Genomic DNA, 24,357 nt, shown 5'->3' on the forward strand with positions numbered 1-24,357 from the left:
CCAATTTTAAATATTTATTTTTCTATGATTTCTTCCAGTTTCATTCCTCGTGATGCCTTTAACAGCACTACCTTTTCCGCTGAAATCTGTCTTATTTTTTCTTTTATTTTTTCCTTTTCATCAAAATGCTCAAATTCTCCATTTTTCAAGGCTTCATTGATTTCAAAATTCCCATTGTCCATATTTTTATTTTCAACATTTTCTTTTATTTTTTCAAATAAACTTTTCATTCTATTTCCAAATAAATAAAGTTTATCAAATTTTGTATTTTTTATTGTATTAAAAAGATTGCTATGAAGCTCCAGTTCATTTTCCCCTAGTTCCAGCATATCCCCCAAAACTACAACTTTTAATCTATCATTATATATTTGGGAAAATGTTTCAAGTGATTTCTCCATAGACATTGGACTTGCATTATAGGCATCATTAATATATGTTGTGTTGCCGTTTTCAATTATTTGAAACCGCATTCCAGTCAAGCCAATATTTTTTACAGCTTCACCGATTATTTTATCTTCCATCCCGAATTGCTTAGCCACAGCAATCGCCATAACTAAATTTAGCACGTTATGTTCTCCCAGAACATTCGTCTTATAATTTCTTTCAACTGTACTTTGACAAATTTTCCCAAAATATTTCAGAAAAAATTCAGTTCCACTTTCGTTAAAATGAACATCTCCATAATAAAAATCAGATGTTTTCTCCTTGAACTTATTATTTTCCAAACTTAAAGCCCTTACAACTTCAATATTTTCAGCCTTCACATTTTTTAAATACTCATCATCGCCATTAATTACAAGCATGTCTTTAATGTATGGAATAATTTCCGTTTTTGCCAAAAATACATTTTCCTTCGTTTTCAAAAATTCCAGATGCGACTCCCCAATATTTGTAATTACATTAATATCAGGCAATGCAATTTGCCCCAGCAAATCGATTTCTCCAAAGCCGCTCATTCCCATTTCCAAAATGATAAACTCATCATCCTTTTCAGCACGCAACAAAGTGAAGGGCAGTCCAATATGATTATTGTAATTCCCTTCAGTCTTTTTCCCTTTATATTTTTGTGAAAGCAAATGGTAAATCATGTCCTTTACAGTCGTTTTCCCATTGCTCCCTGTAATTCCAATTACTTTTATATCTAAATTTTTTCGCCATTCCCTAGCAAAATTTTGCAAAAATTCAACACTATCCTTTACAAAAAATGCACGATCAGCATATTTTTCATCAATTTTCACAGCTTCGCTATCGTAAACAGCAACAGCTCCCTTTTCCAATGCTTCATTAACAAAATTATTCCCGCCTCTAATGGCAACAAAAACATCATTTTTTTCAAGCTCCCTTGAATTGATTGAAACATTTTTTATTTCAAGATCTAATGTTTTTTCTTTGTTAAAAAGCCTTTGAAATACTTCACTTTTATTCATAAAATTTCTCCAAATCCTATCTATTTTAATACTTTTTTTATAATAGTTCACATTATAAAATTATATCATTTAGAAAGCATTTTTTCAATATATTTTTATTTTTTTTCCAAATTTTTCTAAAAGAATTTACCTTATGTTCTACCTGATTTAAAACTAAGCTGGCAAAAACTATAATTATTTTTTTCAAATCTTAAGTTTATATGATTTTTAACAGTTCAATTTTAAATGGATTAGAATATATGAACAAAAAAAACTAAACTTAAAATTTACTATTATAAGCAAGCCTTTTTTCTGTTTTCATTTTAAACTAATAATATCTAGTTTTCAAATTCTGTCTTGCCATCCATTCAAATAAATGCTCACCTTTATCATTCACAGGCATATTTCTAAGGCTGTAAATCCAGCTCCAGTGTCCATTGTACTCAGTTTCACCAATTTTTACATTTGGATAAGAGGAAAGTATTGCTCCATATTTTGAAAGAACGTCATAAACTCTTTTACTTGTATTTTCGTAGGAAATAGTCGGATCATTTTGTGCGTGAACCATCCAAAGCGGTTTATTTCTTATTTTCATCAAATCCTGTGCAGTAGTTGCAACTCCGCCAGAAATAGCCGCTTTATCAAGAGCAGCCGCACTTGTACTAAATGCCGCAAAATAATCTGGATACTCGATTATCATTCTAAATGACATATATCCACCAGCAGAAGCTCCAAAAATATAAATTCTATTTTTATCAACATTATTTTCAGAAGCAAATTCATCAATCATAGCCTTTACTGATTTTATGTATCCTTTACTATAATTGTTATACCAAGTGTCATCAGCCTGCGGTGCCACAACATAAGCCCCGCCAAATATCTTTTGTGCTTTATCTTCTGCAAAAGCCACTGCCCCACGATTTGCCAATTTTTGTGAAACATTATTCCGATAATCCTTGTATCCGCCTTCACCATTCCCATGAAACCAGATTATAAGCGGATGTTTCTTCCCATCATCTTTATTAACAGGTTTAAAATATTGATAATTCACTCCACTTTTAGACTTCGCCGCTACAAACTTATCAGCTTCCTCATCAACAATTTTCCCTTGTATATGAAATCCTGTTTTATAATCCTTTATTTTCTTTTTTTGATCCACTCCATACTCTAAATCCATCAATACATTTCGAGAAACATCCCCTGTAACATAACTCAAAGTATTTGCTCCAACCACATCTTTTCCATATTTCAAATTAATAACAATATTTCCCTTGTCATTCACATAAATATTCTCAATTTCCCTCTCAACTTCAAATGTCCCCAATGATTTAGTCTTATCATCTAGCACAATTCCAGCATCTTTTGGCAAAGTTCCTTTAGCAAAAACTTTAAATGTATCTTTATCAATTTGTTTATTTTGAATATTTTTCCCTTGCCCTTTTGTATCAATCTCAATGGAAACAATATTCTGCCCATAATCAAATACTTTCGCATTTAACGAATACGAAATAATTGGAATAGTTGGAAAGGGTAATTCACTAGAAATTCCCAACACACTCACCAAAAACAAACCTACAAACACCAATACTTTAGTTTTCATACCAACCACTTCTTTTACAATATTTTTTTATTTCAAATTTAATTACTATTTTATTTTCAATTTTCTATATCTATTCACTGCCGCACAAAATTCCTGCTTTCTAGGCAATGCCAAATTTCCTGGATGCCCTGTGTATAAAGAAATCGAGTCAAGCCCTTCCTTTTCAATTTTTTCATAGATCCTGTCAGCCGCTTGCGAAAGCGTGAGTTTTTCATCCAGCACTTTATTTTTAAAATAGTCAACCATTACAGCAATGCAGTTTGTCTGGCTGTCATCCACAAGCTGCTCCAGCCCAGAAATGTCGATTAATTCCTTTCCATATAGAATGCTGTATTTCCCTTTGGCTTTTGTTTTATCTAGTTTTCCAGATTGCGAAAAACTTTTTTTGAGTGGAATTCGCTGTGTAATTCCTTGAAATTTATCATTTGAAGAAAATTCTCGCTTATTTTCATCTGATTTTGCAATCTCCTTTGCCTTTTTCGTTACATCTTTTGGTACATACTCATCCATCATTATAACATGATTTGCTACATCAAAATAATCTCCAGAACCACCGATAATTAGTATAGTGGAAACTCCAAAATTATCATAAAGTTCTTTTACTCTGTCAATAAATGGTGTTATAGGCTCTTTTTCCTTTGCAACAAGTTTTTGCATTCTTCCATCACGAATCATGAAATTTGTGGCAGAGGTGTCTTCATCTATTAAAAGTAAAGATGTTCCATATTCTAGGGCTTCGGCTACATTTGCTGCTTGTGAAGTGCTTCCACTTGCATTTTCAGTTGAAAAAATTCTGGTGTCTTTATTTCCTGGCAAATTGTTGATAAATCCACTGATATTTACTTTTTCTACATTTCTTCCATCTTCTGCACGTATTTTTACTGCATCTGTTTCAGAAATTATGAATTCACGTCCATCTTGAGCAACGTGATTGTAAATTCCTCGTTCAAGAGATGCTAGTAAAGTTGATTTTCCGTGATAACCTCCCCCTACAATTAGTGTAATTCCTTTTGGAATCCCCATTCCAGATACTTCTTTTCCACTTGGAAGATTTAACGTAATTTCAAATTTTTCTGGACTTTTGAATTTGACCGCATTTTTCATTGGTTTATCTGAAATTCCGTTTTCACGTGGAAGTATTGAATCGTTAGCTACAAATGCGACTAATTCTTTTTCTTTCAATACTTTTCGTATATATTCTTGGTCTAATACTAAAATTATTTGCTCTTTTAAGGCTTCTTTGTTCAAATTATCATATATAATAGATTTCTCAACAATTTTAGGTAACTGTTCAAAAATAATTTTTTGTGCAGCTTTTCCCATTATTCGTCTACCTCTTGCTGGCATTCCCATTTCAAATCTAACTTCTATTTTATTTTCCTTTATCAAAACTGATGTTCTTTCTAAAATTTCTTGTCCACATCTATCAATAAAAATTCTTCCACTTCCTCCTGTTCCTGAACTATCATTTCCATTTTTCTGAATTTCCTTGTAAAAATTTCTTGTAAGAAAATCTGAAACTGCAATATTTTTCTCCTTTGTATCTGTTAATTCATAAGGAATTCCTGAAATTTTTCTATCCATTATAATTCGCATTCTTGAAGGTGGAGCGTAAGGATCTGATTGGACATGGTCAATTGCAAGAACATACTTTAGAAATTTATATTCTCCCTTTAGGGACTTATACGCTGAATAACTTTTTCCATCCATTGAAAATAATATTTTTTCTAACTCTTTATAATTTTTCATTTTTTTACAATCCTCCTAATAATTTTTTTATTATTATTTATACCAATTTATTGAAAAGTCCATTATTTACAAATATTTATTTCTATCATAATTTTACCACATTTATCTTTATTTCCCAATTTTTTCCCTTATATAAAAAAACAGCACTAACTTGTGAGGCTGAAATATTCAAGGAGGAATTAACAGCTTCTATTTAGCTCTATTAAACCAGAAAGTTAAAATTACAACTAGAATAATAAATACTAGAAAGTCCCTGTTAATCATAATTTGGTGTCTTCCTTTCATATTTTAAATTGTGAGGCGGTAAAATCTCACAGTATTATAACAAAAAAATACTCCTATCAATTAAGATTAGAGTATTTTTTATTATATCCAAATTTATAGAATTAATTATTTTAAGATATTTTTTAGAAAAAATTAAATTATTCTCTAAATTTTTCATGATATACGACATATCCACCTATAATCCCTATTAAAGAACCTATTATCGTGTTAAAAAGTCTCCCTTCGGCAAATAAAAAAGGACTTTTTGTAAATAATGTACCTGCTTCTGACAAAAAAATTGTAAGTGGTGTTATAAAAATCATTGCTATTCCATAATTTCTTGGAACTAAATATTCGACAATAAATTGGAGGATTATTATTAGCATACATATTTCCCATGGATTTTTTGCAAATAAAAGTATTCCCCAGCAAAAAACAACTCCTATTAAAGTCCCAACTATTCTTTGAACACTTCTTTTAAAAACATGTTGAGTTGAATTTCCTTGCATTACGGCGATACAAGCTACTGCTACCCAATACGGATTTGTCAAATTTAAAAAATATCCCACTCCTAAAGCTATACTCAAAAATATTCCAAATATGATTGCTTCAATAATACTTTTTCTTATTTCTTGCGGAGTATGAGGAATATTCAATGTTTTTTCTAGATTTAATTTTTTTTTCACTATGAAACAATACAAAAATACTACTAAACATGTTGACAATGTTCCAAAAGTCATATAACCTATATTTTCTGCAATTTTTTGAATCGGTTGATGTGGAATTGAAATAGCATTTGAGCATATCATTACAAAAAAGAAATCTTTTGGAGGTTTTAATTTAAAATGTGAAACCATCCAGTGAATAATTCCTGCTGTTATTCCAAATACTATAACTGAAACTACCGTGTTAAAGCTAAAAACTAATCCAATCGTATAAACTGATATGAATCCAAATGAACACCCCATTAGCATTAAGATTTTTTCAGAAAACGAACCTTTTAACGGAAAATATACAACTAAAATTGCTGCTAATGAAGCTGTCATTCCTAATTTTAAATTATTTGACAATAATCCAATTAATATCGGTACTGCCATTGATAAACTTGCTAATAATGGTAAATCTTTTGGAGCATTTACTTTTTTTAATTTTAAATTTTCAATCACAATTTTACTTACCTCCCTTTTTAAATAATTATAATTTTTAAAAATTTACAAATAATAAAATTTCTTATTTTTTTAATCTGTTATTTTTTTTACAACTTTACTTAGCATCATAAATCATTCCTGCTATCATTTTTTCTTTTTCTGTCATCTGCTCTCCCTTCCTGAACTTTCTATCTTTTTTCTATTTCTACTCTCATTTTATCACGCTTTTCTTTTATTTCCCAAATCATTTTCTTTAATTGAATAAAAAAATATACCCCAATCAATTAAGATCGAAGCATTTTTTTATCTTTTTACAAAACATTTTTCATACTTGTAATTTTTTATACATTTGTAAATAAATATTTTTATTATTACTTAACTTTTATATCTAAATTACTTGTAAAAATTTTAATTTTGAACACTAATCCAAATCTTCTCCATTGCTTGCAATAACTTTTTTATACCAGTCAAATGATTTTTTCTTGCTTCTCTTTAACGTTCCATTTCCATCGTTATCTCTATCTACATAGATAAATCCGTAACGTTTTTTCATTTCTCCAGTTCCCGCACTTACCAAGTCGATAGGTCCCCAAGTTGTATATCCTAGAAGTTCCACTCCATCCAGTTCAACTGCTTCCTTCATTGCCTTTATATGATCTCTTAAATAATCTATTCTGTAGTCATCTTCCACATACCCATTTTCATCTGGAACATCAACAGCTCCAAGTCCATTTTCCACAACAAACAGCGGCTTTTGGTATCTGTCATAAATTTCATTTATTGTTGTTCTAAATCCTAACGGATCTAATCCCCATCCCCAATCTGTCACTTCAATGTACGGATTTCTCATTGTTTTTAACAAGTTTCCTTCTCCAAGCTTATCAGCTTCGGCAGAAATACAACGAGTTGTATAATATGAAAAACTTACAAAATCAACTGTATTTTCCCTTAAAATTTCTTCATCTTCACTTGTAATTCCAACATTTATATTTTCTCTTTCAAAAAATTTCTTAGCATAATCAGGATAATATCCACGAGCCTGAACATCAATAAAGAAATAGTTTTCCCTGTCTTTTTCAAGCGCAACCCAGACATCTTCAGGCTTAGAAGTTAATGGATAAAATTTTCCAGCCGCAAGCATACATCCAATTTTATTTTCAGGATCAATTTCATGCCCAATTTTTGTAGCCCAAGCACTTGCCACCAATTCATTGTGTGCCGCTGTGTATAAAACTTGATTTTTATTTTCCCCTTCTTCAAATACAATTCCAGCTCCCATAAACGGTGCGTGCAACAAAATATTAATTTCATTAAATGTAAGCCAGTATTTTACAAGTCCTTTATATCTAGTGAAAATTACAGTACACAATCTCTTGTAAAAATCAATAACTTTTCTGTTTCTCCATCCACCGTATTCCTTGATTAAATGAATTGGAAAATCAAAGTGAGTTATTGTAACTAATGGTTCAATCCCATATTTTCTACATTCCTTAAATACATTTTCATAAAATTCAAGACCTTTTTCATTCGGAGTTTCTTCATCTCCATTCGGAAAAATCCGAGTCCACGCAATCGACATTCTATAAGTCTTAAATCCCATCTCAGCAAACAATGCAATATCTTCCTTATATCTATGATAAAAATCAATCGCTCCTTTAGCAGGATAAAAATGTTCATCATCAAATTCCAGCATTTTTCGCTTCCCAGTAATCACAGCAAGCCTATCTTCCCCAACTGGTGACAAATCCACATTGGCAAGTCCTCTTCCATCCACATCATAAGCACCTTCAAGCTGATTTGCAGCAGTAGCTCCACCCCACAAAAAGTCTTTTCTAAATCCCATCTCTATTTCCTCCTTAATAATTTTCATATTTTTAGTTATTTAAAATCAAAAGCAAAATTAGAAATATCTCCAGTATATAATTAATCTTAAAATAAAAACTATAAAATAAACAAAAAAACAAAACTAAAAGGGGAAAATATTCATTAAGAGCCATTCCCCGCCATTTCAGTTTTGTCTAATCCAAATAGCAATAATCTAAAATTTACAAGTTTATAATTTCACATATTCTTTACATAGTAATTATACCCTAACTTTTTCATTTGTCAATAGAAATTTAGTTTTTATATTTATCTATTTTTTACAAATTTATTTCCTAAAATTTATTATATTCGTAAAACAGAACAATCACAAAAAACTTGAAAAATCTAAAAAACTGATTTTTTAAAAGACTCAAATTAATATCAAAAATTTTTATCAATTTATTTATTTTACTTCATAAATTAAGGATTTCCATAAAGAAAAAATTTTAACAAAAAGATAGCAAGAAGTCTCCAACTTCTACAAGTGGGAAATGAATTGCTTTTTTTGTAAAAAAAATTGAAAAAAGGATACATCCATGATACAATTTTTGTATAAAATATCGAAGAGAAATAATTAAAAAATATATTAAAAATCAAAAGGAGGTGTAATTTTATGAAATATAATTTAGCATTCAAATACAGGATTTATCCAAATAAGGAACAAGAATTGTTGATAAATAAGACTTTTGGATGTGTTCGTTTTGTTTACAATACGATTTTGTATGCTGCGAATAAATTTTATGGAGAAACTGGAAAAAATAAAATAATCACACCTGCCAGTTTGAAAAGTGAAAATCAATTTCTAAAAGAAGTAGACAGTCTAGCACTTTCAAATGCTCAATTGAATGTAAAACGATCGTTTACGAATTTTTTTCAAAAGAGAGCGAAGTTTCCAAAGTTCAAATCTAAAAAGAATAGTATTAAAAGTTACACGACAAATTGTGTGAATAATTCAATACGAATTGAGGAAAACAAATATTTGGTTTTGCCAAAATTGAAAAAAGTTAAATTAAAATATCATAGAGAAATACCGAAGGATTACAAGATAAAGTCAGTAACATTGACAAATAGCAATGGAAATTACTATGTTTCTGTTTTGACAGAATTTGAAAAAGAAATTCAAAAAATGTCAAGTAATGATAAAGTGATTGGACTTGATTTTTCGATGTCTGAATTATTTGTCAGTTCTGAAAACCAAAGGGCTGATTATCCAAGATATTTTAGGATGTTGGAGAAAAAATTGAAGAAATTACAGAAATCGTTATCAAGAAAAGTGAAATTTTCTAAAAATTGGTATAAACAAAAAATGAAAATATCAAGATTGCATGAGTATATCAAAAATTGCCGAAAGGATTTTTTGCATAAATTATCGAAAAAATTGTCTGAAGAATACAATGCCGTGGTTGTTGAGGATTTGAATATGAAAGGGATGAGCCAGGCATTAAATTTTGGGAAAAGTATAGGAGATAATGGGTGGGGAATGTTTTTGAGGATGGTTGAGTATAAACTGATGTTTTTAGGGAAACAATTTTTGAAGATAGATAAGTGGTTTCCGTCATCGAAAACTTGTAGTAGATGTGGAAACGTTAAAGAGAAACTGAAATTATCAGAAAGAAGTTATAAATGTGAGTGCTGTGGAATTGAGATTGATAGGGATTATAATGCGGCACTGAATATAAAAGATATTGGAAAAGAAATGTTGAAATATTAGGAAATAAAAAAACAGGGTAGGAACTGCCCGAAGAGCTTGGTAAATATATTTGGCTAGCAAAAGCAGATACTTCCCAAGAAGCTCCCGCTTCTAAAAGCGGGAGTAGTTCACTAATACTTCTAACTTTAAAATCTGTAGTATATCTTTATTCTGCATAATCAAAATCTTCTATTATTTTTTCCAGATTCCCCATAGTAAAATTTTTTTTCAAATATTCCAATTTTCTCTTCAGTTCCTTTTCCTTTTTAAATATTCCAAGTTTATTTTCATATTCATCCAGTTTCTGAACTCCTTTTTTTATATTGTCAAAAACTGCTTGTCTTGTAACTCCACATTGTTCTGCAATTTCTGAAAGAGAACTGTTTTCCTCCAGATAAAGTTCTAAATATTCTCTCTTTTTCTTTGGAAAAAGTTCGCTATAATAGGAAAATAATACAGAATATTTTAAAAAATCATCTAATTTATCCATATATTTTCAAACTCCCTTTATTTTTTTACTTTTTTTACAATTTGTTTTTTCCATACATACTTTTCCATTTTATTTTTATCAATTTTATTTTTCACAATTTTTATTTTTTCTAAAATTGCTTTATAATTTTCATTTTCAATTCCAAAAACATCCTTAGAAATTTTTTCACATTTTTCTAGCAATTCCAACGTCTTTTTATAACTTTTATTTTCAAAATAAGCATTTATAAAATTATTCAAAATATTTAAATAGAGATTACTGCCTTCTCCAACTCGTCTCTTTAATATTTTCAACACTTCATCTACTATATTTTCTGCCATTTTTTTTTCATCAAGTTTCAAATAAGGCTTTACCATATTGCTCAATATAATTGCTCCCTGAATTTCACTATCTTCCAGATCCTGCAATATTATCAAACTTTTTTTTTGCCATTTCACCGAATCCTGATACCGACCATTTTCCTCATAAAAAAGCCCCAAATTATTACAAATTCCAGCAAATATATATCCATTTTGAAAATTATTCTTTTTATAAATTTTTATCGCCTTATGATATTTTTCCTCAACTTTTTCATAATTCTTCATAACTCTGTAAACCTCAGCAAGATTAGCATTACAAGTCACATACGGAAGACTGTTTTCACCATAAATCTCCAAAATAATATTTTCCGCCTTCGTCAATAATCTTACCGACTCATCAAATTTCCCCACATATTTCAACGCATTCCCCAATTCCGTCAAAATTTTCGCATTTTCTTCACTCTCCTGCCCAAAAATTCTTCTAAACAATACCCTCAATTCCCTCAAAACCTCAATTTCTTTCTCAATTTCCCCGCTATTCAAATACTCTTCCCTTTTCACAAGCAATTCCTGAATCCTATTTTCTTTTACTTCCTTTTCTTTCCCAGTCATTTATAATTTCCCTCTTTTTAAATTTTTTTATTTTATATTCAAATTTATTTTAAATTAAACTGCTAAAAATTATATGAATTTAAGAGTTAACTAAAATAGTCACAGTTTTTAAGTTCAGTTTTAAGACAATTTTACTATATATTCAAATCCCTTTAACAAATGTTCTCGACAACTCCATTTTTTTGAAATAACTTATCAACAATTCAATATTAACCACTTTTTTTATTTAACTATTATATTCATCCCCATTTAAAAGCCAAAAATTACATTCTATTTATTTTTCTTTCAATCTTTTGTAAAAAATTTATAACAAATTAACTATCTAAATAAAAAATAGTATTAACCTCACCATATCAATATTATTTATAATATCATAATTTTTTAAATAAATCTAATTTTTTTCCTTTAGGAAAGAGTAAAAATTTTGGAGAATGATTAAAAAAATTATATTTTTAAATAATTTAACTTTCTATAAAATATAATAATTAATTTCATAAATTTAAATATATAGTAAAACTATCTTAAAACCGAACTCAAAAACTATGATTATGACTATTTGCTTAAAACCTAGATCTATAGTTTATACTATTCTCCGTTTAAAAAGCGAATATTTATTTTAATTATTTGAAAATAAATATCAGGTTTAATCTGCTAAAAAGATTTATAAAATATTCGTTATTCAAATGGGGTTTAGTATTAATTTTAAATGGATTCGAGTATAATAAAAAAAATATTTTATTTTATCTTCAATCAAAAAAATACACAAAAAAATATAATAATAGATAAAAAAAACTCCGCTAAGGAGAATACGACATGACAAAAATAAATTCAATTCTGCAAATAAAAAAATGGCGTCCCCGGTTGGACTCGAACCAACGACCCTCTGATTAACAGTCAGATGCTCTAACCGGCTGAGCTACGGAGACACACATATTTAAAAAAGTTTGGCAACTACCTATCTTCCCAGGACGAATCCAAGTATTTTAGGCACTAACAGACTTAACTGCCGGGTTCGAAATGTTTCCGGGTGTATCCCTGTCGTTATCATCACCAAACTAGATATATATACTGTCCATTAAGACAATGAGAAATAAATAGCAGCAGCAAAAGATTATCTTAAAAGCAGACGTAATATTAGTACTAGTCAGCTAAATGCATTGCTGCACTTACACCCCTAGCCTATCGACCATATGTTCTCTATGGATACTACGAATATTCATCTCAAAGCCGGCTTCCCGCTTAGATGCTTTCAGCGGTTATCCGTACCAGACGTGACTACTCAGCCATGCCACTGGCGTGACAACTGATACATCAGAGGTCTGTCCAACCCGGTCCTCTCGTACTAAGGTCAGATCTTTTCAATATTCAGGCGCCTGCAGTGGATAGGGACCGAACTGTCTCACGACGTTCTGAACCCAGCTCGCGTGCCTCTTTAATGGGCGAACAGCCCAACCCTTGGGACCTTCTCCAGCCCCAGGATGAGACGAGCCGACATCGAGGTGCCAAACACTTCCGTCGATATGGACTCTTGGGAAGTATCAGCCTGTTATCCCCGGGGTAGCTTTTATCCGTTGAGCGACGGTCCTTCCATGCGGAACCGCCGGATCACTAACTCCTACTTTCGTACCTGCTCGACCCGTCAGTCTTGCAGTCAAGCTCCCTTATGCGTTTGCACTCTTAGGCTGATTTCCATCCAGCCTGAGGGAACCTTTGAACGCCTCCGTTACTCTTTGGGAGGCGACCGCCCCAGTCAAACTGCCCACCTAGCACTGTCTCCGTTGCCAGATTAGAATTCCGACAGCATATGGTTGGTATTCCAACAGCGACTCAGCAATGGCTGACGCCATCACATCACAGTCTCCCAACTATCCTATACACACATTGCCAGAACCCAATGCCAAGCTACAGTAAAGCTCCACGGGGTCTTTCCGTCCTACTGCAGGTAGCCGGTATCTTCACCGGCATTACAACTTCACCAGGTCTCCAGCCAAGACAGCTCTCAAATCATTTCACCATTCGTGCAGGTCGGAACTTACCCGACAAGGAATTTCGCTACCTTAGGACCGTTATAGTTACGGCCGCCGTTCACCGGGGCTTCAAATCGGAGCTCTCACTCCTCCTCTTAACCTTCCGGCACTGGGCAGGTGTCAGCCCATATACGTCGCCTTTCAGCTTAGCATAGACCTGTGTTTTTGGTAAACAGTTGCTTGAGACTCTTCACTGCGGCCTGTTTCCCCTGGGAGCGCTTCTCTCCTTCAGGTATGTCAGGCACCCCTTCTCCCGAAGTTACGGGGCTATTTTGCAGAGTTCCTTAGCTAGAGTTATCCTGTCGGCCTTAAGTTTCTCACTCTGTCCACCTGTGTCGGTTTACAGTACGGGCGCTGCTTCTCATCGATAGAAGTTTTTCTTGGCAGTGTAGGATCTGCGACTTATGCAAATGCACTTCCCCGTCAGGTCTCACGTTTAGGCGTGCGGATTTACCTGCACGCCCACGCTGAGCCCTTAGAAAGGCTAAACCGTCAGCCTTCTCGCATACCTTCCTGCGTCACTCCGTCTCTCAAGCGATAACAGCGGTACAGGAATATTAACCTGTTTTCCATTCGCCATCACAATTTTGCTTATGCTTAGGTCCCGACTTCCCCAGGGCGGACAAGCCTTCCCCTGGAAACCTTGGACTTCCGGCCGGCGGGATTCTCGCCCGCCTTCTCGCTACTCATTCCTGCATTCTCGCTTCTGATACCTCCAGGACGGCCTTGCGGCATCCCTTCGACGGCCTACAGAACGCTCTCCTACCAAGATACGGTGTATCTTCCGCAGCTTCGGTTTATGTCTTAGCCCCGTTACATCTTCGGCGCAGGCACTCTCGACCAGTGAGCTATTACGCACTCTTTCAAGGCATGGCTGCTTCTAAGCCAACCTCCTGGTTGTCTATGAATGTCCACCTCCTTTCCCACTTAGACATAATTAGGGACCTTAGCTGGCGGTCTGGGCTGTTCCCCTCTCGTCCGAGGACCTTGTCATCCACGGACTCACTCCTGAACATAATATATGGTATTCGCAGTTTGCTTGATTTCGGTAAGCAGTACGCCCCCTAGATCATACAGAGCTCTACCCCCACATATCTCAGTTCAAGGCTGCACCTAAATGCATTTCGGAGAGAACGAGCTATCTCCTAGTTCGATTGGCTTTTCACCCCTAGACCTGTCTCATCTCCCAACTTTTCAACGGCGGTGAGTTCGGCCCTCCACTGAGTCTTACCTCAGCTTCAGCCTGGACAGGCCTAGATCACTAGGTTTCGCGTCTATGACTGGCGACTTGACGCCCTATTAAGACTTGGTTTCCCTTCGGCTCCGTCTATTAACCTTGCCACCAGCCATAACTCGCAGGATGATTAACCAAAATCCACGCAGTCACACATAATGTGCTCCTACCGTTTGTAAGCACACGGTTTCAAATTCTGTTTCACTCCCTTGCTCAGGGTTCTTTTCACCTTTCCCTCACGGTACTCTTCACTATCGGTCAACAACAGTATTTAGCCTTACGTGATTTGGTCCACGCTGATTCACGCCAGATTCCTCGTGCCTGACGCTACTCGGGTGCTTCCAGTCTCCACATATGCTTTATGTTCTACAGGACTTTCACCTTCTTCGGTCCAGCTTCCCAACTGGTTCCACTTACACATATGCAGATTAAACATTATGACAATCCGTTAATGGAAGTCCCGCAACCCCGTGCCAGCAACGCTGTCCGCTTGACACTGGCACGGTTTAGGCTTTTCCCTGTTCGCTCGCCGCTACTTGGGGAATCGTTTTACTTTCTTTTCCTCCTGCTACTTAGATGTTTCAGTTCGCAGGCTTGCCGTTTTCACGCATGCCCTCCAGGCATGCAGGTTTACCATTCGGAAATCCGGGGATCAATGATTATGTGCATCTTCTCCCGGCTTATCGCAGCTTATCACGTCCTTCGTCGGCTGTTGCTGCCTAGGCATCCTCCGTGTGCCCTTATTAGCTTTATATCCAGAATAACTTTTACTCTAGTTTAGTTATAATCTTTTACCTACTATTCATTTCCCATTGTCCTAACAGTTATAAAGATATATAAAGAAGCAGTGCTTGTTTCTCCTTAGAAAGGAGGTGATCCATCCGCACCTTCCGGTACGGATACCTTGTTACGACTTCACCCCAATCACTATCCACACCTTAGATGCTTTCCTCCTTGCGGTTGGACCGGCAGCTTCAGGTGCAGACAACTCTCGTGGTGTGACGGGCGGTGTGTACAAGACCCGAGAACGTATTCACCGCAGCATTGCTGATCTGCGATTACTAGCGATTCCAGCTTCATGAAGTCGAGTTGCAGACTTCAATCCGAACTTGGACCGGCTTTAAAGATTGGCTTGGCGTTGCCGCCTTGCGGCTCTCTGTACCGGCCATTGTAGCACGTGTGTAGCCCAGATCATAAGGGGCATGATGACTTGACGTCATCCCCGCCTTCCTCCTACTCTTCGCAGGCAGTCTTGCTAGAGTTCCCAACCTAATGATGGCAACTAGCAATAGGGGTTGCGCTCGTTGCGGGACTTAACCCAACATCTCACGACACGAGCTGTCGACAGCCATGCACCACCTGTCTCTGCGTTCCCGGAGGCACAGCCTGCTCTCGCAGGCCTTCGCAGGATGTCAAGATCTGGTAAGGTTCCTCGCGTTGCGTCGAATTAAACCACATGCTCCACCGCTTGTGCGGGTCCCCGTCAATTCCTTTGAGTTTCAGCCTTGCGGCCGTACTCCCCAGGCGGATTACTTATCGCATTAGCTTCGGCACGGACACTCTTCATGCCCACACCCAGTAATCATCGTTTACAGCTAGGACTACCAGGGTATCTAATCCTGTTTGCTCCCCTAGCTTTCGCACTTCAGCGTCAGTTACCGTCCAGTGAACTATCTTCATCATCGGCATTCCTGCACATATCTACGAATTTCACCTCTACTCGTGCAGTTCCGTCCACCTCTCCAGTACTCTAGCCACATAGTTTCCAGGGCAGGCTTGCGGTTGAGCCGCAAGTTTTCACCCCAGACTTATCTGGCCGCCTAGATGCCCTTTATGCCCAATAATTCCGGATAACGCTTGCGACATACGTATTACCGCGGCTGCTGGCACGTATTTAGCCGTCGCTTCTTCTGCAGGTACCGTCATTTTTTTCTTCCCTGCTGAAAGCACTTTACAATCCGAAAACCTTCATCGTGCACACAGAATTGCTGGATCAGGGTTGCCCCCATTGTCCAATATTCCCCACTGCTGCCTCCCGTAGGAGTAAGGGCCGTATCTCAGTCCCCTTGTGGCCGTCCACCCTCTCAGGCCGGCTACCTATCATCGCCTTGGTGGGCCGTTACCCCACCAACAAGCTAATAGGACGCAAGGCTCTCCTGCAGCATCTCTTTTCATCAGGCTGGACATGAGTCCGCCTGACTTTACCAGGTCTTATCAGTCGTTTCCGTCTGTTATCCCTGACTGCAGGGCAAGTTCCTTACGCGTTACTCACCCGTCCGCCTTGGCTAGGCTGTGCAAGCACAGCTTCGCCAAAGACTTGCATGTGTTAAGCATTCTGTCAGCGTTCATCCTGAGCCAGGATCAAACTCTTCATTCAATATATAGACATATATTTAAATTTCACCTAATTAGTCTTGACGTTATCTTTTTCAAGATACTTGACTTTATTGATTATACACTTAATTGCTTCTTTATGTTATTAATATCTCTATTGTCCGTTGATACATTTTCGTATCGACAAGATATATATTATCATAAAAGAAAATGTTTGTCAACTACTTTTTTGAAATTTTTTTCAAATTTTCTCAATTTTATTCTTGCATTATATTAGTTATACAAGTTTTGAATCCCATTTTTTCCTTATTATATTACTATCAATACACTATTGATACTATATTGTTTTATTTTTTTAAAACAATTAATCAAAAATTAATTTTATGTTTTTTTAATAATATAAGATCAATTATTTCCTTTGTTTAAAGACTTCAATCCACTTTTTAAGTTTTTCTTTAATTTTATTTTAATATTAATTGTTGTTAAGAATCCTTTGTCATTAGTGCTTTAAACAGGATTTAATAAAAAATAAAATATACTCTAATATTTTTTGATATATTATGATACAATACTTTAAATTAATTTATCTGTTTAATTAAGATTATTTGAGAAAATATTTAGGTATTTATAGAAAAGAGAGGTGATCTGAGAAATACTGAATATTGATTCAAAATTGAATATTTAAATTAATAAAAAAGAATTAAAAAATGGAGGGATTAAATTATGGAAAAAATATTGAAGGATTTTATTTATTTTACAGATAATGAAAATATTGAAAAATTGAACAATGAGATGTGTAAAAATTTTTATTTGAAAAAGGAAGAAATTAAAGACAAGAATATTAAAAAAGTTCAATTTGATAATCTGACATTTGGAATTTATTTTTCTAAAGCTGATGATAATAAAGGAAGAATACTTGTTTTAAAAAATAAAAAGAAAATAAAATGCGGGCATTTTTCTATAAATGGAGTAAAAAAGGAATTTTATACTGATTTATATTTTCTAATTTTACATAATAATGAAAAAGAAAAAAATATTATTTTTGAAGAACTTATTGAGAAAATTTTGGGAGTTATTAAAATAAAAGAGTTAAACTTATAAAATATAATAAATTTATTTTTTGAGAGTGTAAAAAAATATTAAAGAAATAAAATTTCTTGAAATTCTTATTTATCAAGAACTGTAGATTTACTACTACAATTTCACAAAAAATTTACACTCTCATTTTTAAGTATTTAATATTTTTTGTGAGAGAATAAATAAAATATAATTTTTATTTTTTTATGAAATTTAATATTTTAAAATAACATAGTACATCATTTTTATTTAAATAATCTCCAGTTTTGATAGATTTTATCTTGTAAAAATCAGATATAAAAATTTTTTTAAAAATAATTTGATTTTTTTAAAAATAGGGGTATACTTTAATTGTAAAGAATAAAAATGGAGGTATTTATATGAAAGTTTTAGCTATGATTTTAGCTGGTGGAAGAGGTTCAAGACTTGACATTCTATCAGAAAAAAGAGTTAAACCAAGTGTTCCTTTTGCTGGAAAATTTAGAATAATAGATTTTGCACTTAGTAACTGTTCAAATTCAGGTATTTACGATGTTGCATTACTTACTCAATATTTGCCATTATCATTAAATGAACATATTGGTTCTGGAAAACCTTGGGATTTTGACAGAAGAGATTCTAGCATTACAATGTTACAGCCACATGAAAAACTTGGTGGCAATTCTTGGTATCAAGGAACTGCCGATGCGATTAGACAAAATATTGACTTTATTAAAAATAAAAATCCTAAATATGTATTAATTTTATCTGGAGATCATATTTACAAAATGGATTACAGATGGATGTTAAAGGAACATGAAGAAAATGATGCTGAATTGACAATAGCTGTACAACCTGTACCTATTGAAGAAGCAAGCAGATTTGGTATTTTTGAAGTTGATAAAGATAAAAAAATATTAAACTTTGAAGAAAAACCTGCAGAACCAAAAAGTAATTTAGCTTCAATGGGAATTTATATTTTCAACACTGATTCTTTATTAGAATATCTTGAAAAATTAGAAAATAGCGATTTAGATTTTGGAAAACATGTTATTCCTTCAATGATTCAAGAAGATAGAAAAGTTTATGTTCACACTTATGACAGTTATTGGAAAGATGTAGGAACTTATGATTCATACTTGGAAGCAAATTTAGACTTAATCAAAAAATCTGAAGAAGTTGGAATTAACTTGTACGACCAAGGATGGAAAATTTATACAAGAAGTGAAGACTTAGCGCCAGTAAGAATTGGAGTTACAGGAAGTGTTCAAAATTCATTAATCTGTAATGGATGTAAAATTGAAGGAAGTGTTGAAAATTCAGTATTAGGACCAGGTGTTACTGTTAGAAAAGGGGCAACTGTTAGAAATAGTATAATTTTTTCTGGAACTTATGTAGATGAAAATTCTCACTTAGATACTATTATTGCCGATAAAAAGACATATATTGGTAAAAATTCATTTATAGGAAATGGAAATGCAAATATTCCAAATAAGGAACGTCCAGATTTATTATCTTCAGGAATTACAGTTATTGGAAAAGGTGTAGTTATACCTGATGGATCAATTGTTGGTAAAAATGTAAGAATTTTTGCTGGAGTAAAAGTACATGATGACAATAGATTAATAGAACCAGGAGAAACTATTAAATGGTAATCTAATTGTTTAATATAAGAAATTTTTTTAATAAGGAGTGATTAATTTGAAAATTGTATATTTGGCATCTGAAGTGGCTCCGTTTTATAAATCTGGTGGATTAGCCGATGTTCTTGGTGCATTGCCTAAAAAAATGCAGGAATTGGGACATGAAGTTTCTATAATAATGCCTAAATATGACATAATACCATTAAAGTATCTTGAAAAACTAGAATGGGTTGCAAGACTTGAGAGTCACGGAGATGTATTTAATTTGGTAAGATATCCTGATGACAAAATAAATTATTATTTTATTGAAAATAAAGCATTATATGAAAGAGGACATGTTTATGGAGATTTTGACCAAGATGTTCAATATGCGATGTTTTCAGAATTGGCACTCAGATTCTTAAAGGAAATTAATTTACAGGCTGATATTTTACACTGTAATGACTGGCAAACTGGTCCAGTTCCATATTTTTTAAATGTCAGATATAATTATGATCCGTTTTACTGGGACATGAGAACTGTTTATTCAATTCACAATCTAATGTATCAAGGTAGATTCTCTAAATATTCATTTGAAAGAATGGGATATTATATGGATGATAGAAATGATCTAAACTTTATGGAAATTGGAATAGGATATGGTGATGTAGTAAATACAGTAAGTCCGACTTATGCTGAAGAAATAAAATATGCATATTTTGGTGAAGGGCTTGAATGGATTACAAATAGAAAATATATTCATGGTATTTTAAATGGAATAGATACAGATGTGTTTAACCCTGAAACAACAAAAGGGATAATTCACTTTAATAAAGAATCTTTGGATAAAAAACGAGAAAATAAATATTTATTACAAGAAAAATTAGGACTTCCAAAATCAGATGTTGCTCTAATTTCAATAATTTCAAGACTTGTTGAAGGAAAGGGATTGGATCTAGTATCTGCAGCTCTTGAAAATCTACTGCAATATGATGCAGTCCAAATTGTAATTTTAGGAAGTGGAGATAAATTTTACGAAGACTATTATAACCATCTAGCTTGGAAGTATCCTGATAAATTCAAAGTTTATCTTGGTTATAATGGACAGCTTGCAAATGAAATTTATGCTGGAAGTGACATGTTTTTAATGCCTTCAAGATATGAACCTTGTGGACTTAGTCAAATGATTGCAATGAGATTTGGAACTATCCCAATCGTAAGGGAAACTGGTGGATTAAAAGATTCTGTCAAACCTTATAATATCTTTACAGATGAAGGAAATGGCTTCTCATTCACAAACTTTAATGCAGATGATATGTTATTTACAATAAAAGTTGCAGAAGGAATTTATTATGATAGACCTGATATTTGGGAAAAATTAGTTAAAAGAAATATGGATTTAGATTTTTCTTGGGATAGATCTGCAAAAGAATATGAAAAACTTTATGAATTAGCTAAATCTTATTAATTATAAAAAATCAAATTTATACAAAAAAATGGAGTAAAACAATATTGTTAAACTCCATTTTTATTATTATACTCAGACCTATTTAAAATTAAACTATTAAAAATCATATAGATTCAAAATAGTCATAACTTTTGAGTTCAATTTTAAAACAGTTTACTATAAATAAAAAAAACTCCGCTAAGGAGAATATGACATGACAAAAATAAATTCAATTCTGCAAATAAAAAAATGGCGTCCCCGGTTGGACTCGAACCAACGACCCTCTGATTAACAGTCAGATGCTCTAACCGGCTGAGCTACGGAGACACACATATTTAAAAAAGTTTGGCAACTACCTATCTTCCCAGGACGAATCCAAGTATTTTAGGCACTAACAGACTTAACTGCCAGGTTCGAAATGTTTCCGGGTGTATCCCTGTCGTTATCATCACCAAACTAGATATATATACTGTCCATTAAGACAATGAGAAATAAATAGCAGCAGCAAAAGATTATCTTAAAAGCAGATGTAATATTAGTACTAGTCAGCTAAATGCATTGCTGCACTTGCACCCCTAGCCTATCGACCATATGTTCTCTATGGATACTACGAATATTCATCTCAAAGCCGGCTTCCCGCTTAGATGCTTTCAGCGGTTATCCGTACCAGACGTGACTACTCAGCCATGCCACTGGCGTGACAACTGATACATCAGAGGTCTGTCCAACCCGGTCCTCTCGTACTAAGGTCAGATCTTTTCAATATTCAAGCGCCTGCAGTGGATAGGGACCGAACTGTCTCACGACGTTCTGAACCCAGCTCGCGTGCCTCTTTAATGGGCGAACAGCCCAACCCTTGGGACCTTCTCCAGCCCCAGGATGAGACGAGCCGACATCGAGGTGCCAAACACTTCCGTCGATATGGACTCTTGGGAAGTATCAGCCTGTTATCCCCGGGGTAGCTTTTATCCGTTGAGCGACGGTCCTTCCATACGGAACCGCCGGATCACTAACTCCTACTTTCGTACCTGCTCGACCCGTCAGTCTTGCAGTCAAGCTCCCTTATGCGTTTGCACTCTTAGGCTGATTTCCATCCAGCCTGAGGGAACCTTTGAACGCCTCCGTTACTCTTTGGGAGGCGACCGCCCCAGTCAAACTGCCCACCTAGCACTGTCTCCGTTGCCAGATTAGAATTCCGACAGCATATGGTTGGTATTCCAACAGCGACTCAGCAATGGCTGACGCCATTGCATCACAGTCTCCCAACTATCCTATACACACATTGCCAGAACCCAATGCCAAGCTACAGTAAAGCTCCACGGGGTCTTTCCGTCCTACTGCAGGTAGCCGGTATCTTCACCGGCATTACAACTTCACCAGGTCTCCAGCCAAGACAGCTCTCAAATCATTTCACCATTCGTGCAGGTCGGAACTTACCCGACAAGGAATTTCGCTACCTTAGGACCGTTATAGTTACGGCCGCCGTTCACCGGGCTTCAAATCGGAGCTCTCACTCCTCCTCTTAACCTTCCGGCACTGGGCAGGTGTCAGCCCATATACGTCGCCTTTCAGCTTAGCATAGACCTGTGTTTTTGGTAAACAGTTGCTTGAGACTCTTCACTGCGGCCTGTTTCCCTGGGAGCGCTTCTCTCCTTCAGGTATGTCAGGCACCCCTTCTCCCGAAGTTACGGGGCTATTTTGCAGAGTTCCTTAGCTAGAGTTATCCTGTCGGCCTTAAGTTTCTCACTCTGTCCACCTGTGTCGGTTTACAGTACGGGCGCTGCTTCTCATCGATAGAAGTTTTTCTTGGCAGTGTAGGATCTGCGACTTATGCAAATGCACTTCCCCGTCAGGTCTCACGTTTAGGCGTGCGGATTTACCTGCACGCCCACGCTGGGCCCTTAGAAAGGCTAAACCGTCAGCCTTCTCGCATACCTTCCTGCGTCACTCCGTCTCTCAAGCGATAACAGCGGTACAGGAATATTAACCTGTTTTCCATTCGCCATCACAATTTTGCTTATGCTTAGGTCCCGACTTCCCCAGGGCGGACAAGCCTTCCCCTGGAAACCTTGGACTTCCGGCCGGCGGGATTCTCGCCCGCCTTCTCGCTACTCATTCCTGCATTCTCGCTTCTGATACCTCCAGGACGGCCTTACGGCATCCCTTCGACGGCCTACAGAACGCTCTCCTACCAAGATACAGTGTATCTTCCGCAGCTTCGGTTTATGTCTTAGCCCCGTTACATCTTCGGCGCAGGCACTCTCGACCAGTGAGCTATTACGCACTCTTTCAAGGCATGGCTGCTTCTAAGCCAACCTCCTGGTTGTCTATGAATGTCCACCTCCTTTCCCACTTAGACATAATTAGGGACCTTAGCTGGCGGTCTGGGCTGTTCCCCTCTCGTCCGAGGACCTTGTCATCCACGGACTCACTCCTGAACATAATATATGGTATTCGAAGTTTGCTTGATTTCGGTAAGCAGTACGCCCCCTAGATCATACAGAGCTCTACCCCCACATATCTCAGTTCAAGGCTGCACCTAAATGCATTTCGGAGAGAACGAGCTATCTCCTAGTTCGATTGGCTTTTCACCCCTAGACCTATCTCATCTCCCAACTTTTCAACGGCGGTGAGTTCGGCCCTCCACTGAGTCTTACCTCAGCTTCAGCCTGGACAGGCCTAGATCACTAGGTTTCGCGTCTATGACTGGCGACTTGACGCCCTATTAAGACTTGGTTTCCCTTCGGCTCCGTCTATTAACCTTGCCACCAGCCATAACTCGCAGGATGATTAACCAAAATCCACGCAGTCACACATAACGTGCTCCTACCGTTTGTAAGCACACGGTTTCAAATTCTATTTCACTCCCTTGCTCAGGGTTCTTTTCACCTTTCCCTCACGGTACTCTTCACTATCGGTCAACAACAGTATTTAGCCTTACGTGATTTGGTCCACGCTGATTCACGCCAGATTCCTCGTGCCTGACGCTACTCGGGTGCTTCCAGTCTCCACATATGCTTTATGTTCTACAGGACTTTCACCTTCTTCGGTCCAGCTTCCCAACTGGTTCCACTTACACATATGCAGATTAAACATTATGACAATCCGTTAATGGAAGTCCCGCAACCCCGTGCCAGCAACGCTGTCCGCTTGACACTGGCACGGTTTAGGCTTTTCCCTGTTCGCTCGCCGCTACTTGGGGAATCGTTTTTACTTTCTTTTCCTCCTGCTACTTAGATGTTTCAGTTCGCAGGCTTGCCGTTTTCACGCATGCCCTCCAGGCATGCAGGTTTACCCATTCGGAAATCCGGGGATCAATGATTATGTGCATCTTCTCCCGGCTTATCGCAGCTTATCACGTCCTTCGTCGGCTGTTGCTGCCTAGGCATCCTCCGTGTGCCCTTATTAGCTTTTATATCCAGAATAACTTTTTACTCTAGTTTAGTTATAATCTTTTACCTACTATTCATTTCCCATTGTCCTAACAGTTATAAAGATATATAAAGAAGCAGTGCC

11 protein-coding genes, 2 tRNA genes and 5 rRNA genes are annotated in these 24,357 nt (G+C 35.5%); 4 read left to right on the forward strand and 14 right to left on the reverse strand.

All coding sequences use genetic code 11. The features are described 5' to 3' along the window. Nucleotides 1-14: 14 nt before the first annotated feature. The 5 genes from FVE74_RS10740 to FVE74_RS10760 all read right to left on the reverse strand — a co-directional run bounded on the left by FVE74_RS10740 (nucleotide 15) and on the right by FVE74_RS10760 (nucleotide 8,010). Nucleotides 15-1,427: a UDP-N-acetylmuramoyl-tripeptide--D-alanyl-D-alanine ligase gene (locus FVE74_RS10740; RefSeq protein ID WP_147004499.1), complete on the reverse strand. Its 1,413-nt coding sequence runs from the start codon at nucleotides 1,425-1,427 to the stop codon at nucleotides 15-17. 307 nt (nucleotides 1,428-1,734) lie between these two features. Further along, nucleotides 1,735-3,006, reverse strand: a complete 1,272-nt coding sequence (locus FVE74_RS10745) for a prolyl oligopeptidase family serine peptidase (RefSeq protein WP_147004500.1) — start codon at nucleotides 3,004-3,006, stop codon at nucleotides 1,735-1,737. A gap of 45 nt (nucleotides 3,007-3,051) precedes the next feature. Continuing rightward, nucleotides 3,052-4,755, reverse strand: coding sequence for an ABC-ATPase domain-containing protein (locus tag FVE74_RS10750; RefSeq protein WP_147004501.1), 1,704 nt, complete (start codon nucleotides 4,753-4,755; stop codon nucleotides 3,052-3,054). Nucleotides 4,756-5,177: 422 nt separating this feature from the next. Next, complete coding sequence (locus FVE74_RS10755) at nucleotides 5,178-6,185, reverse strand: FUSC family protein (protein WP_147004502.1); 1,008 nt, start codon at nucleotides 6,183-6,185, stop codon at nucleotides 5,178-5,180. Nucleotides 6,186-6,588: 403 nt separating this feature from the next. Then, nucleotides 6,589-8,010, reverse strand: a complete 1,422-nt coding sequence (locus tag FVE74_RS10760; RefSeq protein ID WP_147004503.1) for a 6-phospho-beta-glucosidase — start codon at nucleotides 8,008-8,010, stop codon at nucleotides 6,589-6,591. Between the two features lie 633 nt (nucleotides 8,011-8,643). Between FVE74_RS10760 and FVE74_RS10765 the strand changes: the two genes are divergently transcribed. Continuing rightward, the gene (locus FVE74_RS10765; protein WP_147004504.1) at nucleotides 8,644-9,741 is read left to right on the forward strand and encodes an RNA-guided endonuclease TnpB family protein; all 1,098 of its coding nucleotides are present in this window, start codon (nucleotides 8,644-8,646) and stop codon (nucleotides 9,739-9,741) included. A gap of 145 nt (nucleotides 9,742-9,886) precedes the next feature. Here FVE74_RS10765 and FVE74_RS10770 read toward each other — a convergent pair whose 3' ends face one another. The 6 genes from FVE74_RS10770 to FVE74_RS10795 form a co-directional block, all read right to left on the reverse strand. Further along, on the reverse strand, nucleotides 9,887-10,210 hold the full coding sequence (locus FVE74_RS10770; RefSeq protein ID WP_010129954.1) for a Signal recognition particle associated protein: 324 nt from the start codon (nucleotides 10,208-10,210) through the stop codon (nucleotides 9,887-9,889). A gap of 17 nt (nucleotides 10,211-10,227) precedes the next feature. Then, complete coding sequence (locus FVE74_RS10775) at nucleotides 10,228-11,121, reverse strand: tetratricopeptide repeat protein (protein ID WP_147004505.1); 894 nt, start codon at nucleotides 11,119-11,121, stop codon at nucleotides 10,228-10,230. 849 nt (nucleotides 11,122-11,970) lie between these two features. After that, nucleotides 11,971-12,047, reverse strand: a tRNA-Asn gene (locus FVE74_RS10780). A gap of 16 nt (nucleotides 12,048-12,063) precedes the next feature. Continuing rightward, nucleotides 12,064-12,176, reverse strand: a 5S ribosomal RNA gene (gene rrf, locus FVE74_RS10785). 59 nt (nucleotides 12,177-12,235) lie between these two features. Next, nucleotides 12,236-15,136: ribosomal RNA gene (locus FVE74_RS10790) — 23S ribosomal RNA — on the reverse strand. 111 nt (nucleotides 15,137-15,247) lie between these two features. After that, nucleotides 15,248-16,759, reverse strand: a 16S ribosomal RNA gene (locus tag FVE74_RS10795). Together the 16S, 23S and 5S rRNA genes with 1 tRNA gene alongside form the textbook arrangement of a ribosomal RNA operon. A gap of 680 nt (nucleotides 16,760-17,439) precedes the next feature. On the opposite strand from FVE74_RS10795, the gene FVE74_RS10800 reads away from it, so the two are divergent. The 3 genes from FVE74_RS10800 to FVE74_RS10810 all read left to right on the forward strand — a co-directional run bounded on the left by FVE74_RS10800 (nucleotide 17,440) and on the right by FVE74_RS10810 (nucleotide 20,862). Beyond that, nucleotides 17,440-17,817, forward strand: a complete 378-nt coding sequence (locus FVE74_RS10800; protein WP_147004506.1) for a hypothetical protein — start codon at nucleotides 17,440-17,442, stop codon at nucleotides 17,815-17,817. Between the two features lie 356 nt (nucleotides 17,818-18,173). Continuing rightward, entirely contained in the window at nucleotides 18,174-19,427 is a 1,254-nt protein-coding gene (locus FVE74_RS10805) for a glucose-1-phosphate adenylyltransferase (RefSeq protein ID WP_147004507.1), read from the forward strand. 46 nt (nucleotides 19,428-19,473) lie between these two features. Next, complete coding sequence (locus FVE74_RS10810; RefSeq protein WP_018499469.1) at nucleotides 19,474-20,862, forward strand: glycogen synthase; 1,389 nt, start codon at nucleotides 19,474-19,476, stop codon at nucleotides 20,860-20,862. Between the two features lie 229 nt (nucleotides 20,863-21,091). Here FVE74_RS10810 and FVE74_RS10815 read toward each other — a convergent pair. The 3 genes from FVE74_RS10815 to FVE74_RS10825 all read right to left on the reverse strand — a co-directional run bounded on the left by FVE74_RS10815 (nucleotide 21,092) and on the right by FVE74_RS10825 (nucleotide 24,257). Further along, a tRNA-Asn gene (locus FVE74_RS10815) sits at nucleotides 21,092-21,168 on the reverse strand. A gap of 16 nt (nucleotides 21,169-21,184) precedes the next feature. Then, nucleotides 21,185-21,297, reverse strand: a 5S ribosomal RNA gene (rrf, locus tag FVE74_RS10820). A 59-nt stretch (nucleotides 21,298-21,356) separates the two neighbouring features. Further along, nucleotides 21,357-24,257 (reverse strand): 23S ribosomal RNA (locus tag FVE74_RS10825). Between the last annotated feature and the right edge of the window lie 100 nt (nucleotides 24,258-24,357).

Origin of the sequence: Leptotrichia wadei (genome assembly GCF_007990445.1) — a bacterium.
Lineage (GTDB): Bacteria > Fusobacteriota > Fusobacteriia > Fusobacteriales > Leptotrichiaceae > Leptotrichia > Leptotrichia wadei_A.

What these genes read in the sequence shown, in the direction of transcription:
- FVE74_RS10740 (WP_147004499.1), bottom strand. Translation starts at nt 1,427, where the DNA reads ATGAATAAAAGTGAAGTATTTCAAAGGCTTTTTAACAAAGAAAAAACA.
- FVE74_RS10745 (WP_147004500.1), bottom strand. Translation starts at nt 3,006, where the DNA reads ATGAAAACTAAAGTATTGGTGTTTGTAGGTTTGTTTTTGGTGAGTGTG.
- FVE74_RS10750 (WP_147004501.1), bottom strand. Translation starts at nt 4,755, where the DNA reads ATGAAAAATTATAAAGAGTTAGAAAAAATATTATTTTCAATGGATGGA.
- FVE74_RS10760 (WP_147004503.1), bottom strand. Translation starts at nt 8,010, where the DNA reads ATGGGATTTAGAAAAGACTTTTTGTGGGGTGGAGCTACTGCTGCAAAT.
- FVE74_RS10765 (WP_147004504.1), top strand. Translation starts at nt 8,644, where the DNA reads ATGAAATATAATTTAGCATTCAAATACAGGATTTATCCAAATAAGGAA.
- FVE74_RS10770 (WP_010129954.1), bottom strand. Translation starts at nt 10,210, where the DNA reads ATGGATAAATTAGATGATTTTTTAAAATATTCTGTATTATTTTCCTAT.
- FVE74_RS10775 (WP_147004505.1), bottom strand. Translation starts at nt 11,121, where the DNA reads ATGACTGGGAAAGAAAAGGAAGTAAAAGAAAATAGGATTCAGGAATTG.
- FVE74_RS10800 (WP_147004506.1), top strand. Translation starts at nt 17,440, where the DNA reads ATGGAAAAAATATTGAAGGATTTTATTTATTTTACAGATAATGAAAAT.
- FVE74_RS10805 (WP_147004507.1), top strand. Translation starts at nt 18,174, where the DNA reads ATGAAAGTTTTAGCTATGATTTTAGCTGGTGGAAGAGGTTCAAGACTT.